This window comes from Guyparkeria sp. (assembly GCF_041687595.1).
Lineage (GTDB): Bacteria > Pseudomonadota > Gammaproteobacteria > Halothiobacillales > Halothiobacillaceae > Guyparkeria.
In genome coordinates, this window is the sequence record NZ_JAWLBP010000018.1 from 1 (window position 1) to 17,240 (window position 17,240).

Below are 17,240 nucleotides of genomic sequence, written 5' to 3' on the forward strand. Positions count from 1 at the left end.
CTGATCGCCCCGATCGCGATGGAAGAAGGTCTGCGCTTCGCTGTACGCGAAGGCGGCCGTACCGTCGGCGCCGGCGTCGTTTCCAAGATCATCGAGTAAACTGATATGGCAGGACAAACGATTCGCATCCGTCTGAAGAGCTTCGATCACCGCCTGATCGACCGTTCGACGGCGGAGATTGTCGAGACCGCGCGCCGCAGTGGCGCCCGGATCAAAGGCCCGATCCCGCTGCCGACCCGCAAGGAGCGGTACACCGTGCTGACCTCTCCGCACGTCAACAAGGACGCGCGGGACCAGTACGAGATCCGCACCCACAAGCGTGTACTCGATATCGTCGACCCGACCGACAAGACGGTCGACCTGTTGATGCAGCTTGACCTGGCCGCCGGCGTTGATGTTCAGATCCGTCTGAACTGATTCGTCCCGGCAACAGAACGCGCCGACCCAAAGGGCTTTTGGGTCGGCGCGTTTTCTGTTATAGTGCCGCGCTCTGTTCAGCCCGATGCGCCGAAATAGGACGCGTCGGGCTGGTTTTTTCCGGCGATCCGGTCAATCGAAATCGGCGTCGAAAGGCAAAAACGAGGAAATAACAATGGCTTTAGGTGTTGTCGGTCGCAAGGTCGGCATGACCCGAGTGTTTGACGATTCCGGCGTCTCCACGCCGGTGACCGTCATCGAGGTCGAGCCGAACCGCGTGACTCAGAAGAAGGTTGACGATGTCGACGGGTACACCGCGCTGCAGGTGACCGTTGGCGAGCGCCGTCCGAACCGCGTGACCAAGCCGATGGCCGGGCACTTTGCCAAGGCCTCGGTAGCGGCCGGCCGTGCCGTCCGCGAATTCCGCGTCGACGAGTCCGCTCTGGGCGAATACGAAACCGGAAGCGAGATCACCGTGGAAATCTTCAACGAGGTTCCGGCGGTCGACGTCACGGGCACCAGCAAGGGCAAGGGCTTTGCCGGTACCGTCAAGCGTCACAACTTCCGTACCCAGGATGCTACCCACGGTAACTCCCTGTCGCACCGCGTACCGGGTTCCATCGGTCAGAACCAGACCCCGGGTCGGGTGTTCCCCGGCAAGAAGATGGCGGGTCACATGGGTGACGAACGTGTCTCCGCGCTGAACCTCAAGGTGGTTCGCGTTGACGTCGAGAACGGCCTGCTGCTCGTCAAGGGTGCAGTGCCGGGCGCAACCGGCGGCGATGTGCTGGTTCGTCCCTCGGTCAAGAACAAAGCGTGAGGTCGGCAGGTATGGATATCCAAGTGAAAAACGGTTCCGCGCTGAACGTCTCCGAGCAGGTTTTCGGCCGTGAATACAACGAGGCGCTGGTTCACCAGGCAGTCGTTGCCTTCCTCGCGGGTGGCCGTGCAGGCACCAAGCGTCAGCTGAGCCGCTCCGAAGTCTCCGGCGGCAACACCAAGCCCTGGCGCCAGAAGGGCACCGGTCGTGCGCGTGCCGGCACCACTCGTGGGCCGATCTGGCGCACCGGTGGCGTGACCTTCGCCGCCCGTCCGCGTGACTTCTCCCAGAAGATGAATCGCAAGGCCTACCGTGCCGCCATGCGCTCGATCTTCTCCGAGTTGCTGCGCCAGGAACGCCTGGTCGTGGTCGAGTCGCTGTCCGTTGATGCGCCGAAGACCAAGCAGGTCGTCAAGGCGCTGACAGACATCGGCATGGACTCGGGCAAGCGCCTGATCGTCACCGAGGCGATGGACGAGGCGTTGCTGCTGGGTTCGCGCAACGTAGTCGAGCTGGGTTACCGCACGGCGGGTACGGTCGACCCGGTCAGCCTGGTCGATGCCGATCACGTCATCATCACCCAGGGCGCCCTGAAGATGGTTGAGGAGTGGCTGTCATGAATTCGGAAAAGCTTTACGACATCCTGCGCGCGCCGATGGTCACCGAGAAGACCGCGCGCGCCGGTGAGTTCAATCAATACGTTTTCCAGGTCGCCACCTCGGCAACCAAGCCGGAGATCAAGGCCGCCGTCGAGCAGGTGTTCGAGGTGAGCGTTGAAGCGGTCCAGGTCGCCAACCAGCGCGGCAAGGTGCGTCGCTTCCGCGGCATGCCGGGTCGTCGGGCCGACTGGAAGAAGGCCTACGTGACGCTGGCCGAAGGTCAGACCATCGACTTCGGCGCGGCCGGCTAAACCAAGGGGATCAGTCTCATGGCATTGAAAGTTGCAAAACCGACTTCACCTGGCCGCCGTGGCGTCGTCGAGGTGGATCGCTCCGGACTGCACAAGGGTCCGGCGTACGCTCCTCTCCTCGAGAAGAAGCATGGTACCGGTGGCCGGAACAACGCTGGCCGCATCACTACCCGTCACAAGGGCGGTGGTCACAAGCAGCACTACCGGATCGTCGACTTCAAGCGCAACAAGGACGGCGTTCCGGCCGTGGTCGAGCGTATCGAACACGATCCGAACCGCTCTGCCCACATCGCGCTGCTGAAGTACGCCGACGGCGAGCGTCGCTACATCATCGCCCCGCGCGGCATCGAGGTCGGTCAGCAGATCGTCTCGGGCGTCGAGGCGCCGATCAAGCCGGGTAACGCGTTGCCGCTGTACTCCATTCCGGTCGGTACCACGATTCACGCGATCGAGCTCAAGCCGGGCAAGGGCGCCCAGCTGGCGCGCAGCGCCGGCGGTGCCGTCCAGCTCGTGGCTCGTGAAGGTTCCTACGCCACGATCCGCCTGCGTTCGGGCGAGATGCGCAAGGTGCTCGCCGAGTGCCGCGCGACCGTGGGCGAGGTCTCCAACCAGGAGCACAGCCTGCGTCAGCTCGGCAAGGCCGGTGCGAAACGCTGGCGCGGCGTTCGTCCCACCGTTCGCGGTGTGGTCATGAACCCCGTCGATCACCCGCACGGTGGTGGTGAAGGTCGCACTTCCGGTGGCCGTCATCCGGTCACTCCGTGGGGCGTGCCGACCAAGGGTTACAAGACGCGTACGAACAAGCGTACCGACAAGTACATCGTTCGTCGTCGCAACAAGAAATAAGTCAATTTAAGAGGGGTTCAAGGTGCCACGTTCACTCAAGAAAGGTCCCTTCGTGGACTACCACCTGATGAAGAAAGTGGAAGAGGCCGCGGCCGCCAACAGCCGTCGGCCCATAAAGACCTGGTCGCGCCGCTCGATGATCCTGCCCGACATGATCGGGCTGACCATCGCGGTGCACAACGGTCGTCAGCACGTTCCGGTGCTGATCAACGAGAACATGGTCGGTCAGAAGCTCGGTGAGTACGCGCCCACGCGCACCTACCGTGGTCACGCCGCCGACAAGAAAGCCAAGCGCTAAGGAGGCTCCGTGATGCAAGCACAAGCACTACACCGGTTTGCGCGGATCTCCCCGCAGAAGGCGCGGCTCGTGGCCGACCAGGTGCGTGGCGTCAACGTCGCCAACGCGCTTGAGACGCTGCAGTTCTCGACCAAGAAGGGTGCCGCGATCGTCCGCAAGGTCGTCGAGTCGGCGATCGCCAACGCCGAGAACAACGAGGGCGCCGACGTCGATCGTCTGTGCATCTCCGAGATCATGGTCGACGAAGGTCCGACCCTGAAGCGGTTCCGGGCGCGAGCGAAGGGCCGCGGTGTGCGGATCCTCAAGCGGACCAGCCACATCAAAGTCGTCGTCAGCGAGCGGTAAGGAGCAGACATGGGTCACAAAGTACATCCGGTAGGTTTCCGGCTTGGGATCTCCTCCGACTGGAGCTCTCGCTGGTACGCCGATAACAAGAATTTTTCCGACCACCTCGAGCAGGATGTTCGGACACGCAAGTACATCCGCGAGCGTCTGAAGGACGCGTCGGTCTCCCGCGTGCAGATCGAGCGACCGGCCCGTTCGGCCGCAGTCACGATCCACACGGCCCGTCCGGGTATCGTGATTGGCCGCAAGGGTGAGGATATCGAGCGCCTGCGCACCGAGATCGCCCCGATGCTGGGCCTGGAGCGCAGCGCGGTGAAGGTCTCCGTGGAAGAGATCCGCAAGCCGGAGCTGGACGCCCAGCTGGTGGCCGAGTCCATCGCCCAGCAGCTTGAGCGCCGTGTCATGTTCCGTCGTGCCATGAAGCGTGCGGTACAGACCACGATGCGCCTGGGCGCCGGTGGCGTGAAGGTGAACGTGGCCGGTCGTCTCGGCGGCGCCGAGATCGCGCGGACCGAGTGGTACCGCGAAGGTCGCGTTCCGCTGCACACCCTGCGTGCGGATATCGATTACGGCGTGGCAGAGGCCCGGACCACCTACGGCATCATCGGTGTCAAGGTCTGGATTTTCAAAGGCGAGGTGTTCGGTGTGCCGGGCAGCGACGACGGCAAGTCGGCCGCCTGATCAACGAATTGAAGTGGAGCTTTGAAAAATGCTGCTGCCAAAACGTACAAAATTCCGCAAGCAGTTCAAGGGCAAGAACCGTGGCGTGGCCAACAACGGCAACAAGGTCAGCTTCGGCGAGTTCGGCCTGAAGACGCTTGAACGCGGAAACATTACTTCCCGTCAGATCGAGGCTGGCCGTCGTGCCATCTCTCGTCACGTGAAGCGGGGCGGTAAGATCTGGATTCGGATCTTCCCGGACACCCCGATTACCCAGAAGCCCCTGGAAGTCCGTATGGGTAAGGGCAAGGGCAGCGTCGAGCACTGGGTTGCCAAGGTGCAGCCCGGCAAGATGCTGTATGAAATCGAGGGGGTCAGCGAGGACATCGCGCGCGAGGCTTTCGAGCGCGCCGCCGCCAAGCTGCCCGTGAAGACCACGTTCGTAACACGGTTGGTGATGTGATGAAGGCGACAGAATTGCGAGAGAAATCCGTCGACGAGCTGCGCGAAGAGCTGGTGGCCGTCAAGCGCGAGCAATTCAACCTGCGCATGCAGCACGCCACGGGGCAGGAGTCGAAGACTCACCTGGCCCGGGAAGCGCGTCGCAACGTTGCTCGTATCAAGACCGTGATTGCGGAAAAGGAGCGTGCCTGAGATGACGACGGTATCCGAAGAGAAGAATGTGCGAACCCGTGAAGGGGTCGTAGTCAGCGACAAGGGCGACAAGTCCATCACGGTTGCGGTTGAGCGTCGCGTTCAGCACCCGCTGTATGGCAAGTACATGACGCGCACCACCAAGTTGCGCGTGCATGACGAGGAGAACACCTGCCGCCAGGGCGACCGCGTTGAAGTTCGCGAAACGCGGCCGATCTCCAAGAACAAGAGCTGGACCCTCGTCCGCGTCATCGAGCGCTCTGCTGAGTAAGGAGTTTTGTCATGATTCAGATGCAAACAGTGCTGAATTCGGCAGATAACAGTGGCGCGCGCAAGGTCCAGTGCATCAAGGTGCTGGGTGGCTCGCATCGCCGTTACGCCGAGATCGGTGACGTGATCAAGGTGTCCGTGAAGGACGCCATTCCGCGTGGCCGAGTGAAGAAGGGCGAGGTCTACAACGCTGTTGTGGTTCGCACCGCCAAGGGTGTCCGTCGTCCGGATGGCTCCCTGATCCGTTTCGACGGCAACGCAGCGGTGCTGCTGAACGCCCAGCTTCAGCCGATCGGTACCCGGATTTTTGGCCCGGTCACCCGTGAGCTGCGTGGCGATAAGTTCATGAAGATCGTTTCGCTTGCGCCAGAAGTGATTTAAGAGGGGGTCGAGATGCGTAAGATTCGCCAGGGTGACGACGTCGTAGTCGTTGCCGGAAAAGACAAGGGTCGCCGCGGCAACGTGCTTCGTGTGGTCGAGAACGGTGCCCGGGTTGTGGTCGAGGGCGTGCACATGGTGAAGAAGCACCAGAAGCCCAACCCGATGATCGGGCGCACCGGCGGCATCATCGAGATGGAAAAACCCATTGATATCTCGAATGTGATGCTGTTTAATCCGGCCTCCGAAAAGGGCGACCGGGTCGGCTTCAAGACGCTTGAAGATGGCCGTAAGGTTCGTTATTTCAAATCCAACGGCGAAGTCGTTGACGCTTAACAGGAAACAGAGAAATGGCTCGACTTCAGGAATACTACTCCAACACGTTGCGTGCCGAGCTCGCCAAGAAGCTGGGCATCGATAACGTAATGGCCGTTCCGAAGCTGACCAAGATTACGTTGAACATGGGTCTGGGTGACTCCGCTCGTGACAAGAAGGTAATCGACAACGCAGTGGAAGAACTCGGCCTCGTGACCGGCCAGCGGCCGGTGGTAACGTACGCGCGCAAGTCGATCGCGGGCTTCAAGCTCCGTGAAGGCATGCCGCTGGGTGTCAAGGTCACCCTCAGGGGAAGTACGATGTACGAATTCCTCGATCGGTTGATCCATGTGGCGGTCCCCCGCATCCGCGACTTCCGTGGGCTCTCCCCGAAGTCGTTCGATGGTCGTGGCAACTACAGCCTCGGGGTTCGCGAACAGATCATCTTCCCGGAAATCGACTTCGACAAGGTCGATCAGGTCCGGGGTATGGATATCACGATCACAACGACGGCTAAGGACGATGACCAGGCCCGGGCACTGCTCGATGGCTACGGCTTCCCCTTCCGTCGTTAACGGAGACGAATTGAGAAATGGCTAAGAAAAGCATGATTGCTCGCGAGCAGAAGCGCCAGAAGCTCTGCCGCCAGTACGCCGACAAGCGCGCCAAGCTGCGCGCGATCGTCGCGGATCCCGACGTGGAGTTCGACGAGAAGATGGCCGCGTCCGCCGAGCTGCAGAAGCTGCCGCGCGACTCTTCGTACACCCGCCAGGTGCGCCGCTGCGCCCTGACCGGTCGTCCGAAGGGCGTCTATCGCAAGTTCGGCATGGGGCGCAACAAGCTCCGCCAACTGGCAATGGCCGGGGAAATCCCGGGTCTGCGCAAGTCTAGCTGGTAAGGGGTACGCGACATGAGTATGAACGATCCGATCGCGGACATGCTGACCCGCATCCGCAATGGTCAGTCCGCACGCAAGGCCGAGGTTCGCATGCCGGCCTCCAAGTTCAAGAAGGCCGTCGCGCAGACGTTGCTCGACGAGGGCTACATCGAGTCCGTGCGCACCGAGGGCGATGCCAAGCCGACGCTGGTCATCGGCCTGCGCTACTACGAGGGCAAGCCGGTCATCGAGAAGCTCGACCGCGTATCCCGCCCGGGTTCGCGCAAGTTCTTCGGCGCGGAGAACCTGCCGCAGGTCATCGGCGGCCTCGGTGTCGCCGTGGTGTCCACCTCGCAGGGTGTGATGCCGGACCGTGAGGCCCGTCGCCTCAACATTGGCGGCGAAGTCGTCTGCTTTGTATCGTAAGCGCTTGGGGGATATATGAGTCGAGTAGCAAGAAAGCCGGTCGCGGTCCCCAACGGTGTCGAGGTCAAGCTGGACGACCGTGTCCTGTCCTTCAAGGGCAAGAATGGTGAGCTGACCCTCAACGTGCACCCGACCGTCGGGGTCACCTTCGAGGACAACGAGATTCGGTTCGTGCCGAACAGCAACAACGACATCCCGATGGCGGGCACCATGCGTTCCCTGGCACAGGGCAGTGTTGATGGTGTCGCCAAGGGTTTCGAGATCAAGCTCCAGCTGGTGGGCGTCGGTTACCGTGCACAAGTGCAGGGCCGCTCGCTGAACCTGCAACTGGGCTTCTCCCATCCGATCGACTATCCGCTTCCGGACGGTGTCACGGCGGAGACGCCGTCGGCGACCGAGATCACCATCAAGGGTGCGGACAAGCAGAAGGTCGGTCAGGTGGCTTCCAACGTGCGGGCCCTGCGTCCGCCCGAGCCGTACAAGGGCAAGGGCGTGAAGTACGCGGATGAGCGGATCCTGCGCAAGGAAGCCAAGAAGAAATAATCGAGGGTGACGCGATGAATGAAAGTACAAAACAGCGGTTGCGCCGCGCACGTCGCACCCGGGCCAAGATCAAGAAGCTCGGCGTGCATCGCCTGAGCGTTCACCGGAGCAGCAACCATACCTATGCCCAGATCTTTGCCCCGGAAGGCCAGGTCGTCGCGACCGCTTCCACGGTCGGCAAGGGTGTGCTGGCCGACGGCGAGTACGGTGGCAACGTGAACGCTGCCCAGAAGGTCGGGCAAGCGATTGCCAAGGCCGCCCTGGAAAAGGGAATCGATACCGTAGCGTTCGATCGCTCGGGTTTCATTTACCACGGGCGTGTCAAGGCGGTAGCCGATGCGGCACGCGAAGCCGGCCTGAAGTTCTAAAGGGGTGCAATTATGAGCCGTAATGCAAAAGACGTCTCGAACGAAGGCCTGATCGAGAAGCTGGTCGCCATCAACCGGGTATCCAAGGTTGTCAAGGGCGGCCGTCAGTTCTCGTTCACCGCGCTGACCGTGGTGGGTGACGGCGAAGGCCGTGTGGGCTTCGGTTACGGGAAGGCGAAGGAAGTTCCTGCCGCCATCCAGAAGGCCATGGAGCGCGCACGCAGCAGCATGATCGACGTGCCTCTGCGTGATGGCACGCTCTACTACCAGACCAAGGGTGTTCACGGCGCCGGTCGCGTGTTCATGAAGCCGGCTTCCGAAGGTACCGGCGTCATCGCCGGCGGTGCGATGCGCGCTGTCTTCGAGGCGGCGGGTGTGCGCAACGTGCTGGCCAAGTGCATTGGTACACGCAACCACATGAACGTGATCCGGGCGACCCTCAACGGTCTCTCCCAGATCCAGTCGCCGGAAGCGGTCGCAGCGAAGCGCGGCAAGCGCGTCGAGGAAATCCTGGGGGATGAGGCATGAGCGATACAGCCAAGGGTAAGATCCGGGTGCGCCTGGTCCGGTCGATGAACAATCGGCTGGAATCGCACAAGGCCTGCGTGCGCGGCCTGGGCATCCGTCGAATGCACCACGAGGTGGAAGTGGCCGATACCCCCGAGAACCGGGGCATGATCAATCGCGTCCACTACATGCTCGAAGTACAGGAAGCTAAGTAATGCGTTTGAACAAACTTTCTCCCGCCGAGGGTAGCCGCAAGGACGCCGTGCGCGTCGGTCGCGGCATCGGTTCCGGGTTCGGCAAGACGGGCGGTCGTGGCCACAAGGGCCAGAAGTCGCGTTCCGGCGGCTTCCACAAGACCGGTTTCGAGGGTGGTCAGATGCCGCTGCAGCGTCGCCTTCCGAAGATGGGCTTTCGTGCGGCCAAGTCGCTCTACCGTGCCGAGATCCGCACCGCGGAACTCAACCGGCTGGACGGCGAGGTAACGCTGGAGTCGTTGAAGGCGGCCAACCTCATCCGTAACGATGTGAAATCCGTCAAGATCATCCTCCAGGGGAAGGTCGAGAAGGCGCTGCAGGTCAAGGGTCTCGGCATCAGCAAGGGTGCACGGGAAGCGATCGAAGCGGCCGGTGGTTCAGCGGAGTAAGGTGTGGCACAGGCAAATTCAGGGATAGGCGCTCTTGCCGGAGCCGGTCGTCTGACCGAGCTCCGGCAACGTATTTTCTTCGTCATCATGGTGCTCGTGGTGTACCGGATCGGGACTTTCATCCCGTTGCCGGGCATCGACGTGGACGTCATGAAGGCGCTGTTCGAACAGAACTCCGGCGGCATCCTGGGCATGGTCAACATGTTCTCGGGGGGTGCGCTGTCCCGGATGTCGCTGTTCGCCCTGGGTGTCATGCCATACATCTCCGCGGCGATCATCGTGCAGCTACTCACGGCGGTGGTTCCGTCGCTGGAGAAGCTCAAGAAGGAAGGTGAGGCCGGACGGCGCAAGATCACGCAATACACCCGCTACGGGACGCTCGGGCTCGGCCTGATCCAGGCGCTGGGTGTGTCGATCGCCCTGCAGGGGCAGTCGGTCGGCGGTTCCCCGCTGGTGTTCCAGCCGGGCATCGCCTTCGTGTTCATCGCGACCTTGACCCTGGTCAGCGGCACCATGCTGCTGGTGTGGCTTGGCGAGCAGATCACCGAGCGGGGTGTCGGTAACGGCATTTCGCTGATCATCTTTGCCGGTATCGTCGCCGGGCTGCCGAGTGCCATTGGTGGCACGGCGGAGCTGGTCCGCACGGGTGAACTGCACGTGTTTACCATGCTCATCCTGGGCGTGCTTATCCTCGCGGTCACCGCGTTTGTGGTCTTCGTTGAACGCGGCCAGCGCCGCATTACGGTGAACTACGCCCGGCGGCAGCAGGGTCGTGGCATGGCCGGTCAGCAGTCCTCGCACCTGCCGCTCAAGCTGAACATGGCCGGGGTGATCCCGCCGATCTTCGCGTCGAGCATCATTCTGTTCCCCGCGACGGTCGGCAACTGGTTCGGTCAGCAGGAAGGGATGGGCTGGCTCGCGGATCTCTCGAACACGCTGTCCCCGGGGCAGCCGCTGTACGTGATGTTCTATGCCGCTGCGATCATCTTCTTCTGCTTCTTCTACACGGCGTTGGTGTTCAACGCCCGTGAGACCGCCGATAACCTGAAGCGTTCTGGTGCGTTCGTCCCGGGCATTCGCCCCGGTGAGCAGACCGCTCGCTACGTCGACAAGGTGCTGACTCGACTGACGTTCTGGGGCGCGATCTACATCACGGCCGTCTGCCTGTTGCCGGAGTTCCTGATCCTGTACTGGAACGTTCCGTTCTACTTCGGCGGGACGTCCCTGCTGATCATCGTGATCGTGTTGATGGACTTCATGTCCCAGGTCCAGTCGCACCTGGTATCTCATCAGTACGACAGCCTGGTCCGCAAGGCACATTTCAAGAACGGGCTGTAAGTCGCGGCCCGTCGGTTTCCGTTTGCTATTGACGGCGCGTTGCGATAAGCTTGCGCGCTTCTTTTTTGGGGTGATATATCGATGGCACGTATTGCTGGGATCAACATTCCCGTTCAGAAACATGTGGTAATTGCCCTGACCTCCATCTACGGGGTCGGGCCGACCCGCGCCAAGGCGATCTGCGAGGCTACTGGCGTCGCACCGGATCGCAAGGTGCGCGATCTTTCGGAAGCAGAGGTCGAATCCCTGCGTACGGAAGTGGGCAAGTATGTGGTCGAGGGTGACCTGCGCCGCGACGTGTCCATGAACATCAAGCGTTTGATGGATCTTGGATGCTACCGCGGTCTTCGTCATCGTCGCGGCCTGCCGCTGCGTGGTCAGCGCACACGCACGAACGCACGGACTCGCAAGGGTCCGCGTCGCCTGGTCAAGCGCTAATCAGGCTTAATATTCTTTCGAGAGTAGGATTCTTAATGGCTAAAGCAAGTCAGACTACCCGTAAAAAGGTAAAACGCGTCGTCACCGATGCGGTCGCGCATATTCATGCGTCATTCAACAACACGATCGTGACGATCACCGACCGTCAGGGCAACACGCTCAGCTGGGCCACCTCGGGTGGTTCGGGCTTCCGTGGTTCGCGGAAGTCCACGCCGTTCGCTGCCCAGGTGGCGGCCGAGCGCGCCGGCGAGGCAGCCAAGGTATACGGGGTGAAGAACGTAGACGTCGAAGTCAAGGGCCCCGGCCCGGGTCGCGAATCGACCATCCGCGCACTGAACGCGGTTGGCTTCAAGGTGGGCGTGATCACCGACGTCACCCCGATCCCGCACAATGGTTGCCGTCCGCCGAAAAAGCGTCGCGTTTGACGGTGCGTTTGTAAGGAGTATTTGACTTATGGCTCGTTATCTCGGTCCTACTTGTAAACTCGCCCGGCGCGAAGGCACGGACCTCTTCCTGAAGTCCGGTGTCCGCGCCCTGGAAGACAAGTGTCACCACGATCGCGCCCCTGGCCAGCACGGTTCCGGCCGTCGGCAGAAGGTTTCCGATTACGGTCTGCAGCTGCGCGAGAAGCAGAAGCTGCGCCGTACCTACGGCGTTCTCGAGCGCCAGTTCCGCAACTACTACAAGCGCGCGGCGCAGATGAAGGGCTCCACCGGCGAGAACCTCCTGCAGATCCTCGAGTGCCGTCTGGACAACGTCGCCTATCGCATGGGCTTCGGTGCCACCCGCGCAGAGGCGCGACAGCTGGTTTCCCACCGCGGCGTGACCGTGAACGGAGAGGTCGTGAACATCCCGTCCTACCAGGTATCCGCCGACGACGTGGTTGCCATTCGCGAGAAGGCGAAGAAGCAGCAGCGTGTCAAGGATGCGCTGGAGCTGGCTTCCCAGCGGGAAGTCGTGGCGTGGGTCGCGGTTGACTCCAGCAAGATGGAAGGCGTCTTCAAGGCGGTTCCGACTCGGGACGAGCTGCCGGCGGACATCAACGAATCGCTCGTCGTCGAGCTGTATTCGAAGTAACGGTTTTCGGGGGTACGTAATGCAACTGGGTTCTACAGAGCTTCTCAAGCCGCGCCTGGTCGACGTGGAAACGATCGACGACACACATGCGCGCGTGGTGCTGGAGCCGTTGGAGCGGGGGTTCGGCTACACGCTGGGCAATGCGTTGCGGCGTATCCTGCTCTCGTCCATCCCCGGTGTTGCGGTAACCGAGGCAGAGATCGAAGGCACGCTGCACGAGTACAGCAGCCTCGAGGGTGTCCAGGAGGACGTGCTCGAGATCCTTCTCAACCTCAAGGGGCTGGCCATCACGATGCACGGGCGCGACGAAGCGGTCCTTAGCATCAAGAAAACCGGTCCTTGCACGGTGACCGCGGCTGACGTCAAGGCCGACCACTCGGTCGAGATCATGAACCCGGACCACGTTATCGCGACCCTGCGTGATGATGCCGAGCTCAACATGACGTTCAAGGTCGAGCGCGGCATGGGCTACGTCCCCGCCAGCGCCCGCCGCGAGGACGAGGAGACCACCGTCGGCCGTCTGCTGGTTGATGCGTCGTTCTCTCCCCTGCGTCGGGTGGCGTACTCGGTGGAGCGCGCACGTGTCGAGCAGCGTACCGATCTGGACTCCCTGGTGCTGGACATCGAGACCAACGGTTCGATCTCTGCCGAGGACGCGATCCGGCAGGCGGCCGGCATCCTGGTGGACCAGCTGTCCGTGCTGGTCGACCTGAAGGCCGAAAAGGCCGAGCCGGTTGAGGAGCAGGCGCCGTCCGTCGATCCGGTGCTGCTGCGCCCCGTGGACGACCTGGAACTGACGGTTCGCTCGGCGAACTGCCTGAAGGCCGAGAACATCTACTACATCGGTGATCTGATTCAGCGTACCGAGATGGAGCTGCTGAAGACGCCGAACCTGGGCAAGAAGTCCCTGACCGAAATCAAGGACGTTCTGGCCAAACAGGGGCTTTCGCTGGGACAGAAGCTGGAGAACTGGCCGCCGGCCGAGCTCCAGAATCTGAGCGAATCCAAGATTTGAACGAATTGATTTGGAGTAACTGACATGCGTCACCGTCAATCCGGTCGGCAATTGGGTCGGAACGCTTCCCAGCGCAAGGCGCTGATGCGTTCGCTCACCAATGCCCTGATCGAGCATGAAGTCATCAAGACCACCGTGCCGAAGGCTAAAGAGCTTCGTCGCGTGGCCGAGCCGCTGATCACCCTGGCCAAGGAAGATAGCGTGCATGCACGTCGTCAGGCCTTTGCCAAGGTTGGCAACAAGGCAACCGTCGGCAAGCTGTTCTCGGACGTCGGCCCGCGCTTCAAGGAGCGCAACGGTGGCTACCTGCGCATTCTCAAGTGCGGCTACCGTGCGGGTGATGCCGCGCCGATGGCCTACGTCGAACTGGTCGAGCGTTCGGCCGAGCCGGAGACCGCCGCGGCGGAGCCGGCGGAGCAGGCTGCTGAGTAAGCGACTTTGCTCGGGGCGATCTTCGTCCTGATGTGAAAAAAGGCCCGCCTTGTGCGGGCCTTTTTGCGTTTCCCGTGGCGTGTAATCAGCCGCCGACGGCTTCTCGGATCATCTGGTCCATGCTGTCTTCGACGTCGCGGGCGACCGCGGCCAGTTTCTCGTCGGAACTGAGCTGGGCGAGCAAGTCGGTCGGTTTGATCATGGATACCTGTGTTCTGCCATCCTTCTCGTAGACGGCAATGCGGCAGGGAAGGGCGTTCGACAGGTCCATGCGCACCGCGAGCACCTCGGCGGCCCGGCGGGGGTTGCACACCTCGAATACCCGGCATTCGGGCGCAAAGTCCACGCCCTTCGAATTCAGCGTGGCGTGGATGTCATGGGTGTGAAGCAGTCCGAAGCCATTCGCCGCCACGGCATCCGTCAGGCGTGTGCATGTGGTTTCGAAGTCGTGCGGGCTGGGGGTTTCTTCGATCATGGTCTTGACCAGGTTGTCGTGGGTGGACATGGGATCCTAGCAAACGATCGGTGTGGCGCGTGCCGATTACACGCCAGATGGCCAGATGGCCAGATGGCCAGATGGGATGAAGGGCGTGGTTTGGACACGATGCCGGTGGTCGGTGGTTCGTCCTGTTATCCTCTGCTAGGCTCTAAAGCCGGTCCCTCCCCGATACGGTTCATTTCCGTAATCCGTGCCGGAGTGTTGCGCCGTTTCCGAAGCCGGGACGGCCAGACCATTCAAGGGTGATCGATTGCAGCGCGTGGAACTTTTCCGAAGCGGTGTTGGTCGCACCTATTCTTGGGGCTACGGTGCCCTTTGCCCATTCAGGGTGTAAAGCCGTCACATACGAACCTAGGAGTGATTGCATGTCCAATTGGAACCAGAAGTTGCGCAAATCCATGTTGGCCGCCGGCGTCTGCATGGCCGTCGGTTTCGGCGGCAATGCGCTGGCCCAGCAAGGCGGGCAGCAGCAGGCCCCGCATGGTGGTGCCCAGGGTGGTGCCCAGGGGCAGATGCCGGAGCTGAGCCCGGAGCAGCAGCAGCTGATGGAAGAGATGCGTGCCGTCCAGCAGGAACTGCAGCAGACCCAGCAGCAGCTGAGCGAGATGGAGCAGCAGGCCTACGAGAGCAATCCGGAGCTGGGCCAGCAGCGCGAGGCGCTTCAGGACAAGATTGCCGAAAAGATGTCCGGCGGTGGTTATGACGCCGAGAAGGAATTCGAGGAAATGAAGGCAACCATGTCCAAGTACCAGGATGGCGAGCAGCAGCCGAGTGAGTCCGAAGTACAGGCCTTCCAGGAGAAGCAGCAGAAGTTCCAGCAACGCCAGCAGCAGGCCTTCCAGGATGAGGAGGTTCAGCAGATGGCCGAGAAACTGCGCTCCGATGTCGAGTCCGTCATGAAGAAGAGCAATCCGGAAGCGGAACAGCTCTTCAACCAGATGGACGAGAAGGCTGCGGAAATGGAGCAGCTGCGTGAAAAGGCCATGCAGATGCAGCAGGGCGGCTAAACGTCGCGAACGCGGAATGGCCGAGAAGCGAGAGACCGGGCGAAAGCCCGGTTTTTTTGTTTCCGCTCGTCACTCGAACTCGTCGCTGTATCCCGGATCGGTCGCGCCGAAGAAACCTTCCTTCAGTTTCTGCAGCTCGTCGCGTGCCCTCGCGGCGGCCTCGAACTCAAGATCGCGGGCGTGGCGGTGCATCTCGGCCTCCAGTGTCCGGATGCGTTTGGCCGCCTCGTCGGGGGACAGGGCGGCGTAATTCGCGGCCTCTTCCGCCGCCTTCCCGGCTGCCTGCCGGCGACGACCGGGCCGCGCTCCGGGGATGCGCGACTCGCCGGCCTCCAGGATGTCCTCGACCCGCTTCACGATACCCTTCGGCGTGATTCCCATCGCCTTGTTGTGGGCTAGCTGTTTCTCGCGCCGGCGCTCGGTCTCGTCGATGGCCTTCCGCATGGCGTCGGTGATGCTGTCGCCGTAGAGGATGGCCTTGCCCTCCAGGTTCCGTGCGGCCCGGCCGATGGTCTGGATCAGTGAACGTTCCGAGCGGAGGAAACCCTGCTTGTCGGCATCCAGAATCCCGACCAGGGCGACTTCAGGGATGTCGAGGCCCTCACGCAGCAGGTTGATGCCGACCAGCACGTCGAACTCGCCCAGGCGCAGGTCCTGGATGATCTCGACGCGTTCGACGGTGTCGATGTCCGAGTGGAGGTAGCGCACCCGAACATCGTGCTCCATGAGGTAGTCGGTCAGGTCTTCGGCCATGCGCTTGGTCAGCACGGTGACCAGCACCCGCTGGTTCTTCTCGGCGCGCAGCCGGATCTCGGAGAGCAGGTCGTCGACCTGGCTGGCCACCGGGCGGACCTCGATCTCCGGGTCGACCAGGCCGGTCGGGCGGGCGACCTGTTCGGCGATCTGGTCGGAATGTTTTTCCTCGTAGGGGCCGGGCGTTGCCGAGACATAGACCGTCTGCGGCATCAGGCGCTCGAATTCCTCGAACTTGAGCGGCCGGTTGTCCAGTGCCGAGGGCAGGCGGAAGCCGAAGTTCACCAGCGTTTCCTTGCGCGAGCGGTCCCCCTTGTACATGCCGCCCAGCTGCGGGACGGTCACGTGCGACTCGTCGATGATCAGGAGCGCGTCAGCCGGCAGGTAGTCGTAGAGGCAGGGTGGCGGCTCGCCCGGCTGGCGACCGGAGAGGTAGCGCGAGTAGTTCTCGATGCCGTTGCAGTAGCCCAGTTCCTGGATCATCTCGATGTCGAACCGGGTGCGCTGTGCCAGGCGCTGTGCCTCGACCAGCTTGTTTTGCGACTCGAGATCCTTGAGGCGCTCGTCGAGCTCTACCTTGATCTGCTCGATCGCGTTCAGCAGGCGTTCGCGCGGAGTGACGTAGTGAGAGGACGGGTAGACCGTGTAGCGGGGAACCCGGCGGCGCACCTGGCCGGTGAGCGGGTCGAACAGGGTGATCTGCTCGATCTCGTCGTCGAACAGCTCGATGCGCACTCCCTCGTCGTCGGCCTCGGCCGGGTGGATGTCGATCACGTCGCCGCGAACGCGGTACGTCCCGCGTCGGAACTCCATGTCGTTGCGGGTGTACTGCATCTCGGCCAACCGCCGGATGATCTGCCGCTGACTGACCTGGTCGCCACGCACCAGGTGCAGGATCATCTTCAGGTACGCCTCCGGATCGCCCAGCCCGTAGATCGAGGAGACGGTGGCGACGATGATGACGTCCCGGCGTTCGAACAGGGCCTTGGTGGCCGACAGGCGCATCTGCTCGATGTGCTCGTTCACCGAGGCGTCCTTCTCGATGAAGGTGTCCGAAGCCGGCACGTAGGCCTCCGGCTGGTAGTAGTCGTAGTAGGAGACGAAGTACTCCACCGCGTTGTTCGGGAAGAAACCCTTGAGCTCCCCGTAGAGCTGTGCAGCCAGCGTCTTGTTGGGCGCGAGCACCATGGCCGGGCGCTGCACCTCGTTGATGACGTTGGCCATGGTGAAGGTCTTGCCCGAGCCGGTCACCCCGAGCAGGGTCTGGTGCATCAGGCCGTCGTTCAGTCCCTCGACGAGGGTCTCGATGGCCCGGGGCTGGTCGCCGGCCGGCTGGTAGTCTGTTGCGATCTGGAAACGGTGTTCTGACATAGCCTTGCAGTATAAATGACCCGATCTCGGCTT

30 protein-coding genes and 1 pseudogene are annotated in these 17,240 nt (G+C 62.2%); 29 read left to right on the forward strand and 2 right to left on the reverse strand.

Annotation, left to right across the window (positions count from 1 at the left end):
• From ACESL5_RS04350 to rplQ, 28 genes and pseudogenes are all read left to right on the forward strand, one after another.
• Nucleotides 1-99, forward strand: a pseudogene (locus ACESL5_RS04350) (elongation factor Tu); the annotation flags it as partial.
• A 6-nt stretch (nucleotides 100-105) separates the two neighbouring features.
• Entirely contained in the window at nucleotides 106-417 is a 312-nt protein-coding gene (gene rpsJ / locus ACESL5_RS04355; protein ID WP_058574720.1) for a 30S ribosomal protein S10, read from the forward strand.
• Between the two features lie 175 nt (nucleotides 418-592).
• A complete protein-coding gene (gene rplC, locus ACESL5_RS04360; RefSeq protein ID WP_372591565.1) occupies nucleotides 593-1,237 on the forward strand; it encodes a 50S ribosomal protein L3 in 645 nt (214 codons plus the stop codon).
• 11 nt (nucleotides 1,238-1,248) lie between these two features.
• Nucleotides 1,249-1,857: a 50S ribosomal protein L4 gene (rplD, locus tag ACESL5_RS04365; RefSeq protein ID WP_372591566.1), complete on the forward strand. Its 609-nt coding sequence runs from the start codon at nucleotides 1,249-1,251 to the stop codon at nucleotides 1,855-1,857.
• Entirely contained in the window at nucleotides 1,854-2,147 is a 294-nt protein-coding gene (rplW, locus tag ACESL5_RS04370; protein ID WP_372591567.1) for a 50S ribosomal protein L23, read from the forward strand. Before rplD ends, rplW begins: the two co-directional genes overlap by 4 nt.
• 18 nt (nucleotides 2,148-2,165) lie before the next feature.
• Complete coding sequence (gene rplB / locus ACESL5_RS04375) at nucleotides 2,166-2,993, forward strand: 50S ribosomal protein L2 (RefSeq protein WP_372591568.1); 828 nt, start codon at nucleotides 2,166-2,168, stop codon at nucleotides 2,991-2,993.
• A gap of 22 nt (nucleotides 2,994-3,015) precedes the next feature.
• On the forward strand, nucleotides 3,016-3,291 hold the full coding sequence (gene rpsS / locus ACESL5_RS04380) for a 30S ribosomal protein S19 (protein ID WP_372591569.1): 276 nt from the start codon (nucleotides 3,016-3,018) through the stop codon (nucleotides 3,289-3,291).
• A gap of 12 nt (nucleotides 3,292-3,303) precedes the next feature.
• Nucleotides 3,304-3,636, forward strand: a complete 333-nt coding sequence (gene rplV / locus ACESL5_RS04385) for a 50S ribosomal protein L22 (protein WP_372591570.1) — start codon at nucleotides 3,304-3,306, stop codon at nucleotides 3,634-3,636.
• Nucleotides 3,637-3,645: 9 nt separating this feature from the next.
• Nucleotides 3,646-4,317, forward strand: a complete 672-nt coding sequence (rpsC, locus tag ACESL5_RS04390; RefSeq protein ID WP_372591571.1) for a 30S ribosomal protein S3 — start codon at nucleotides 3,646-3,648, stop codon at nucleotides 4,315-4,317.
• A 28-nt stretch (nucleotides 4,318-4,345) separates the two neighbouring features.
• A complete protein-coding gene (rplP, locus tag ACESL5_RS04395; RefSeq protein ID WP_372591572.1) occupies nucleotides 4,346-4,759 on the forward strand; it encodes a 50S ribosomal protein L16 in 414 nt (137 codons plus the stop codon).
• On the forward strand, nucleotides 4,759-4,950 hold the full coding sequence (gene rpmC, locus ACESL5_RS04400; RefSeq protein WP_372591573.1) for a 50S ribosomal protein L29: 192 nt from the start codon (nucleotides 4,759-4,761) through the stop codon (nucleotides 4,948-4,950). The genes rplP and rpmC overlap by 1 nt, the downstream gene beginning before the upstream one ends.
• 1 nt (nucleotide 4,951) lies before the next feature.
• Entirely contained in the window at nucleotides 4,952-5,221 is a 270-nt protein-coding gene (gene rpsQ, locus ACESL5_RS04405) for a 30S ribosomal protein S17 (RefSeq protein WP_372591574.1), read from the forward strand.
• Nucleotides 5,222-5,232: 11 nt separating this feature from the next.
• A complete protein-coding gene (rplN, locus tag ACESL5_RS04410; RefSeq protein ID WP_372591575.1) occupies nucleotides 5,233-5,601 on the forward strand; it encodes a 50S ribosomal protein L14 in 369 nt (122 codons plus the stop codon).
• Between the two features lie 12 nt (nucleotides 5,602-5,613).
• Nucleotides 5,614-5,934: a 50S ribosomal protein L24 gene (gene rplX, locus ACESL5_RS04415; protein WP_372591576.1), complete on the forward strand. Its 321-nt coding sequence runs from the start codon at nucleotides 5,614-5,616 to the stop codon at nucleotides 5,932-5,934.
• A 14-nt stretch (nucleotides 5,935-5,948) separates the two neighbouring features.
• A complete protein-coding gene (gene rplE, locus ACESL5_RS04420; RefSeq protein WP_372591577.1) occupies nucleotides 5,949-6,488 on the forward strand; it encodes a 50S ribosomal protein L5 in 540 nt (179 codons plus the stop codon).
• Nucleotides 6,489-6,505: 17 nt separating this feature from the next.
• Entirely contained in the window at nucleotides 6,506-6,811 is a 306-nt protein-coding gene (gene rpsN, locus ACESL5_RS04425) for a 30S ribosomal protein S14 (RefSeq protein WP_372591578.1), read from the forward strand.
• 12 nt (nucleotides 6,812-6,823) lie between these two features.
• A complete protein-coding gene (gene rpsH / locus ACESL5_RS04430; RefSeq protein WP_372591579.1) occupies nucleotides 6,824-7,216 on the forward strand; it encodes a 30S ribosomal protein S8 in 393 nt (130 codons plus the stop codon).
• A 15-nt stretch (nucleotides 7,217-7,231) separates the two neighbouring features.
• Nucleotides 7,232-7,759 (forward strand): 50S ribosomal protein L6, encoded by a 528-nt coding sequence (gene rplF / locus ACESL5_RS04435; protein WP_372591580.1) that lies wholly within the window; start codon nucleotides 7,232-7,234, stop codon nucleotides 7,757-7,759.
• A gap of 14 nt (nucleotides 7,760-7,773) precedes the next feature.
• Nucleotides 7,774-8,127, forward strand: coding sequence for a 50S ribosomal protein L18 (gene rplR, locus ACESL5_RS04440; RefSeq protein ID WP_372591581.1), 354 nt, complete (start codon nucleotides 7,774-7,776; stop codon nucleotides 8,125-8,127).
• A gap of 12 nt (nucleotides 8,128-8,139) precedes the next feature.
• Complete coding sequence (gene rpsE / locus ACESL5_RS04445; protein WP_372591582.1) at nucleotides 8,140-8,655, forward strand: 30S ribosomal protein S5; 516 nt, start codon at nucleotides 8,140-8,142, stop codon at nucleotides 8,653-8,655.
• Complete coding sequence (gene rpmD, locus ACESL5_RS04450) at nucleotides 8,652-8,849, forward strand: 50S ribosomal protein L30 (RefSeq protein WP_372591583.1); 198 nt, start codon at nucleotides 8,652-8,654, stop codon at nucleotides 8,847-8,849. The genes rpsE and rpmD overlap by 4 nt, the downstream gene beginning before the upstream one ends.
• Complete coding sequence (gene rplO / locus ACESL5_RS04455; protein WP_372591584.1) at nucleotides 8,849-9,277, forward strand: 50S ribosomal protein L15; 429 nt, start codon at nucleotides 8,849-8,851, stop codon at nucleotides 9,275-9,277. Before rpmD ends, rplO begins: the two co-directional genes overlap by 1 nt.
• 3 nt (nucleotides 9,278-9,280) lie before the next feature.
• Nucleotides 9,281-10,615 carry a preprotein translocase subunit SecY gene (secY, locus tag ACESL5_RS04460; RefSeq protein ID WP_372591585.1) on the forward strand — a complete coding sequence of 445 codons (1,335 nt, stop codon included), beginning with the start codon at nucleotides 9,281-9,283 and terminating at the stop codon, nucleotides 10,613-10,615.
• An 81-nt stretch (nucleotides 10,616-10,696) separates the two neighbouring features.
• On the forward strand, nucleotides 10,697-11,053 hold the full coding sequence (rpsM, locus tag ACESL5_RS04465; RefSeq protein WP_372591586.1) for a 30S ribosomal protein S13: 357 nt from the start codon (nucleotides 10,697-10,699) through the stop codon (nucleotides 11,051-11,053).
• 35 nt (nucleotides 11,054-11,088) lie between these two features.
• Entirely contained in the window at nucleotides 11,089-11,478 is a 390-nt protein-coding gene (rpsK, locus tag ACESL5_RS04470) for a 30S ribosomal protein S11 (protein ID WP_322521205.1), read from the forward strand.
• Nucleotides 11,479-11,506: 28 nt separating this feature from the next.
• A complete protein-coding gene (gene rpsD / locus ACESL5_RS04475) occupies nucleotides 11,507-12,130 on the forward strand; it encodes a 30S ribosomal protein S4 (RefSeq protein ID WP_372591587.1) in 624 nt (207 codons plus the stop codon).
• 19 nt (nucleotides 12,131-12,149) lie between these two features.
• Complete coding sequence (locus tag ACESL5_RS04480; RefSeq protein WP_372591588.1) at nucleotides 12,150-13,145, forward strand: DNA-directed RNA polymerase subunit alpha; 996 nt, start codon at nucleotides 12,150-12,152, stop codon at nucleotides 13,143-13,145.
• Between the two features lie 24 nt (nucleotides 13,146-13,169).
• On the forward strand, nucleotides 13,170-13,577 hold the full coding sequence (gene rplQ / locus ACESL5_RS04485) for a 50S ribosomal protein L17 (protein WP_372591589.1): 408 nt from the start codon (nucleotides 13,170-13,172) through the stop codon (nucleotides 13,575-13,577).
• Nucleotides 13,578-13,662: 85 nt separating this feature from the next.
• Here rplQ and ACESL5_RS04490 read toward each other — a convergent pair whose 3' ends face one another.
• Nucleotides 13,663-14,082 (reverse strand): DUF302 domain-containing protein, encoded by a 420-nt coding sequence (locus ACESL5_RS04490; RefSeq protein ID WP_372591590.1) that lies wholly within the window; start codon nucleotides 14,080-14,082, stop codon nucleotides 13,663-13,665.
• Between the two features lie 359 nt (nucleotides 14,083-14,441).
• Between ACESL5_RS04490 and ACESL5_RS04495 the strand changes: the two genes are divergently transcribed.
• Nucleotides 14,442-15,083, forward strand: a complete 642-nt coding sequence (locus ACESL5_RS04495) for a hypothetical protein (protein WP_372591591.1) — start codon at nucleotides 14,442-14,444, stop codon at nucleotides 15,081-15,083.
• 69 nt (nucleotides 15,084-15,152) lie between these two features.
• Here ACESL5_RS04495 and uvrB read toward each other — a convergent pair whose 3' ends face one another.
• Nucleotides 15,153-17,207 (reverse strand): excinuclease ABC subunit UvrB, encoded by a 2,055-nt coding sequence (gene uvrB, locus ACESL5_RS04500; protein WP_372591592.1) that lies wholly within the window; start codon nucleotides 17,205-17,207, stop codon nucleotides 15,153-15,155.
• Between the last annotated feature and the right edge of the window lie 33 nt (nucleotides 17,208-17,240).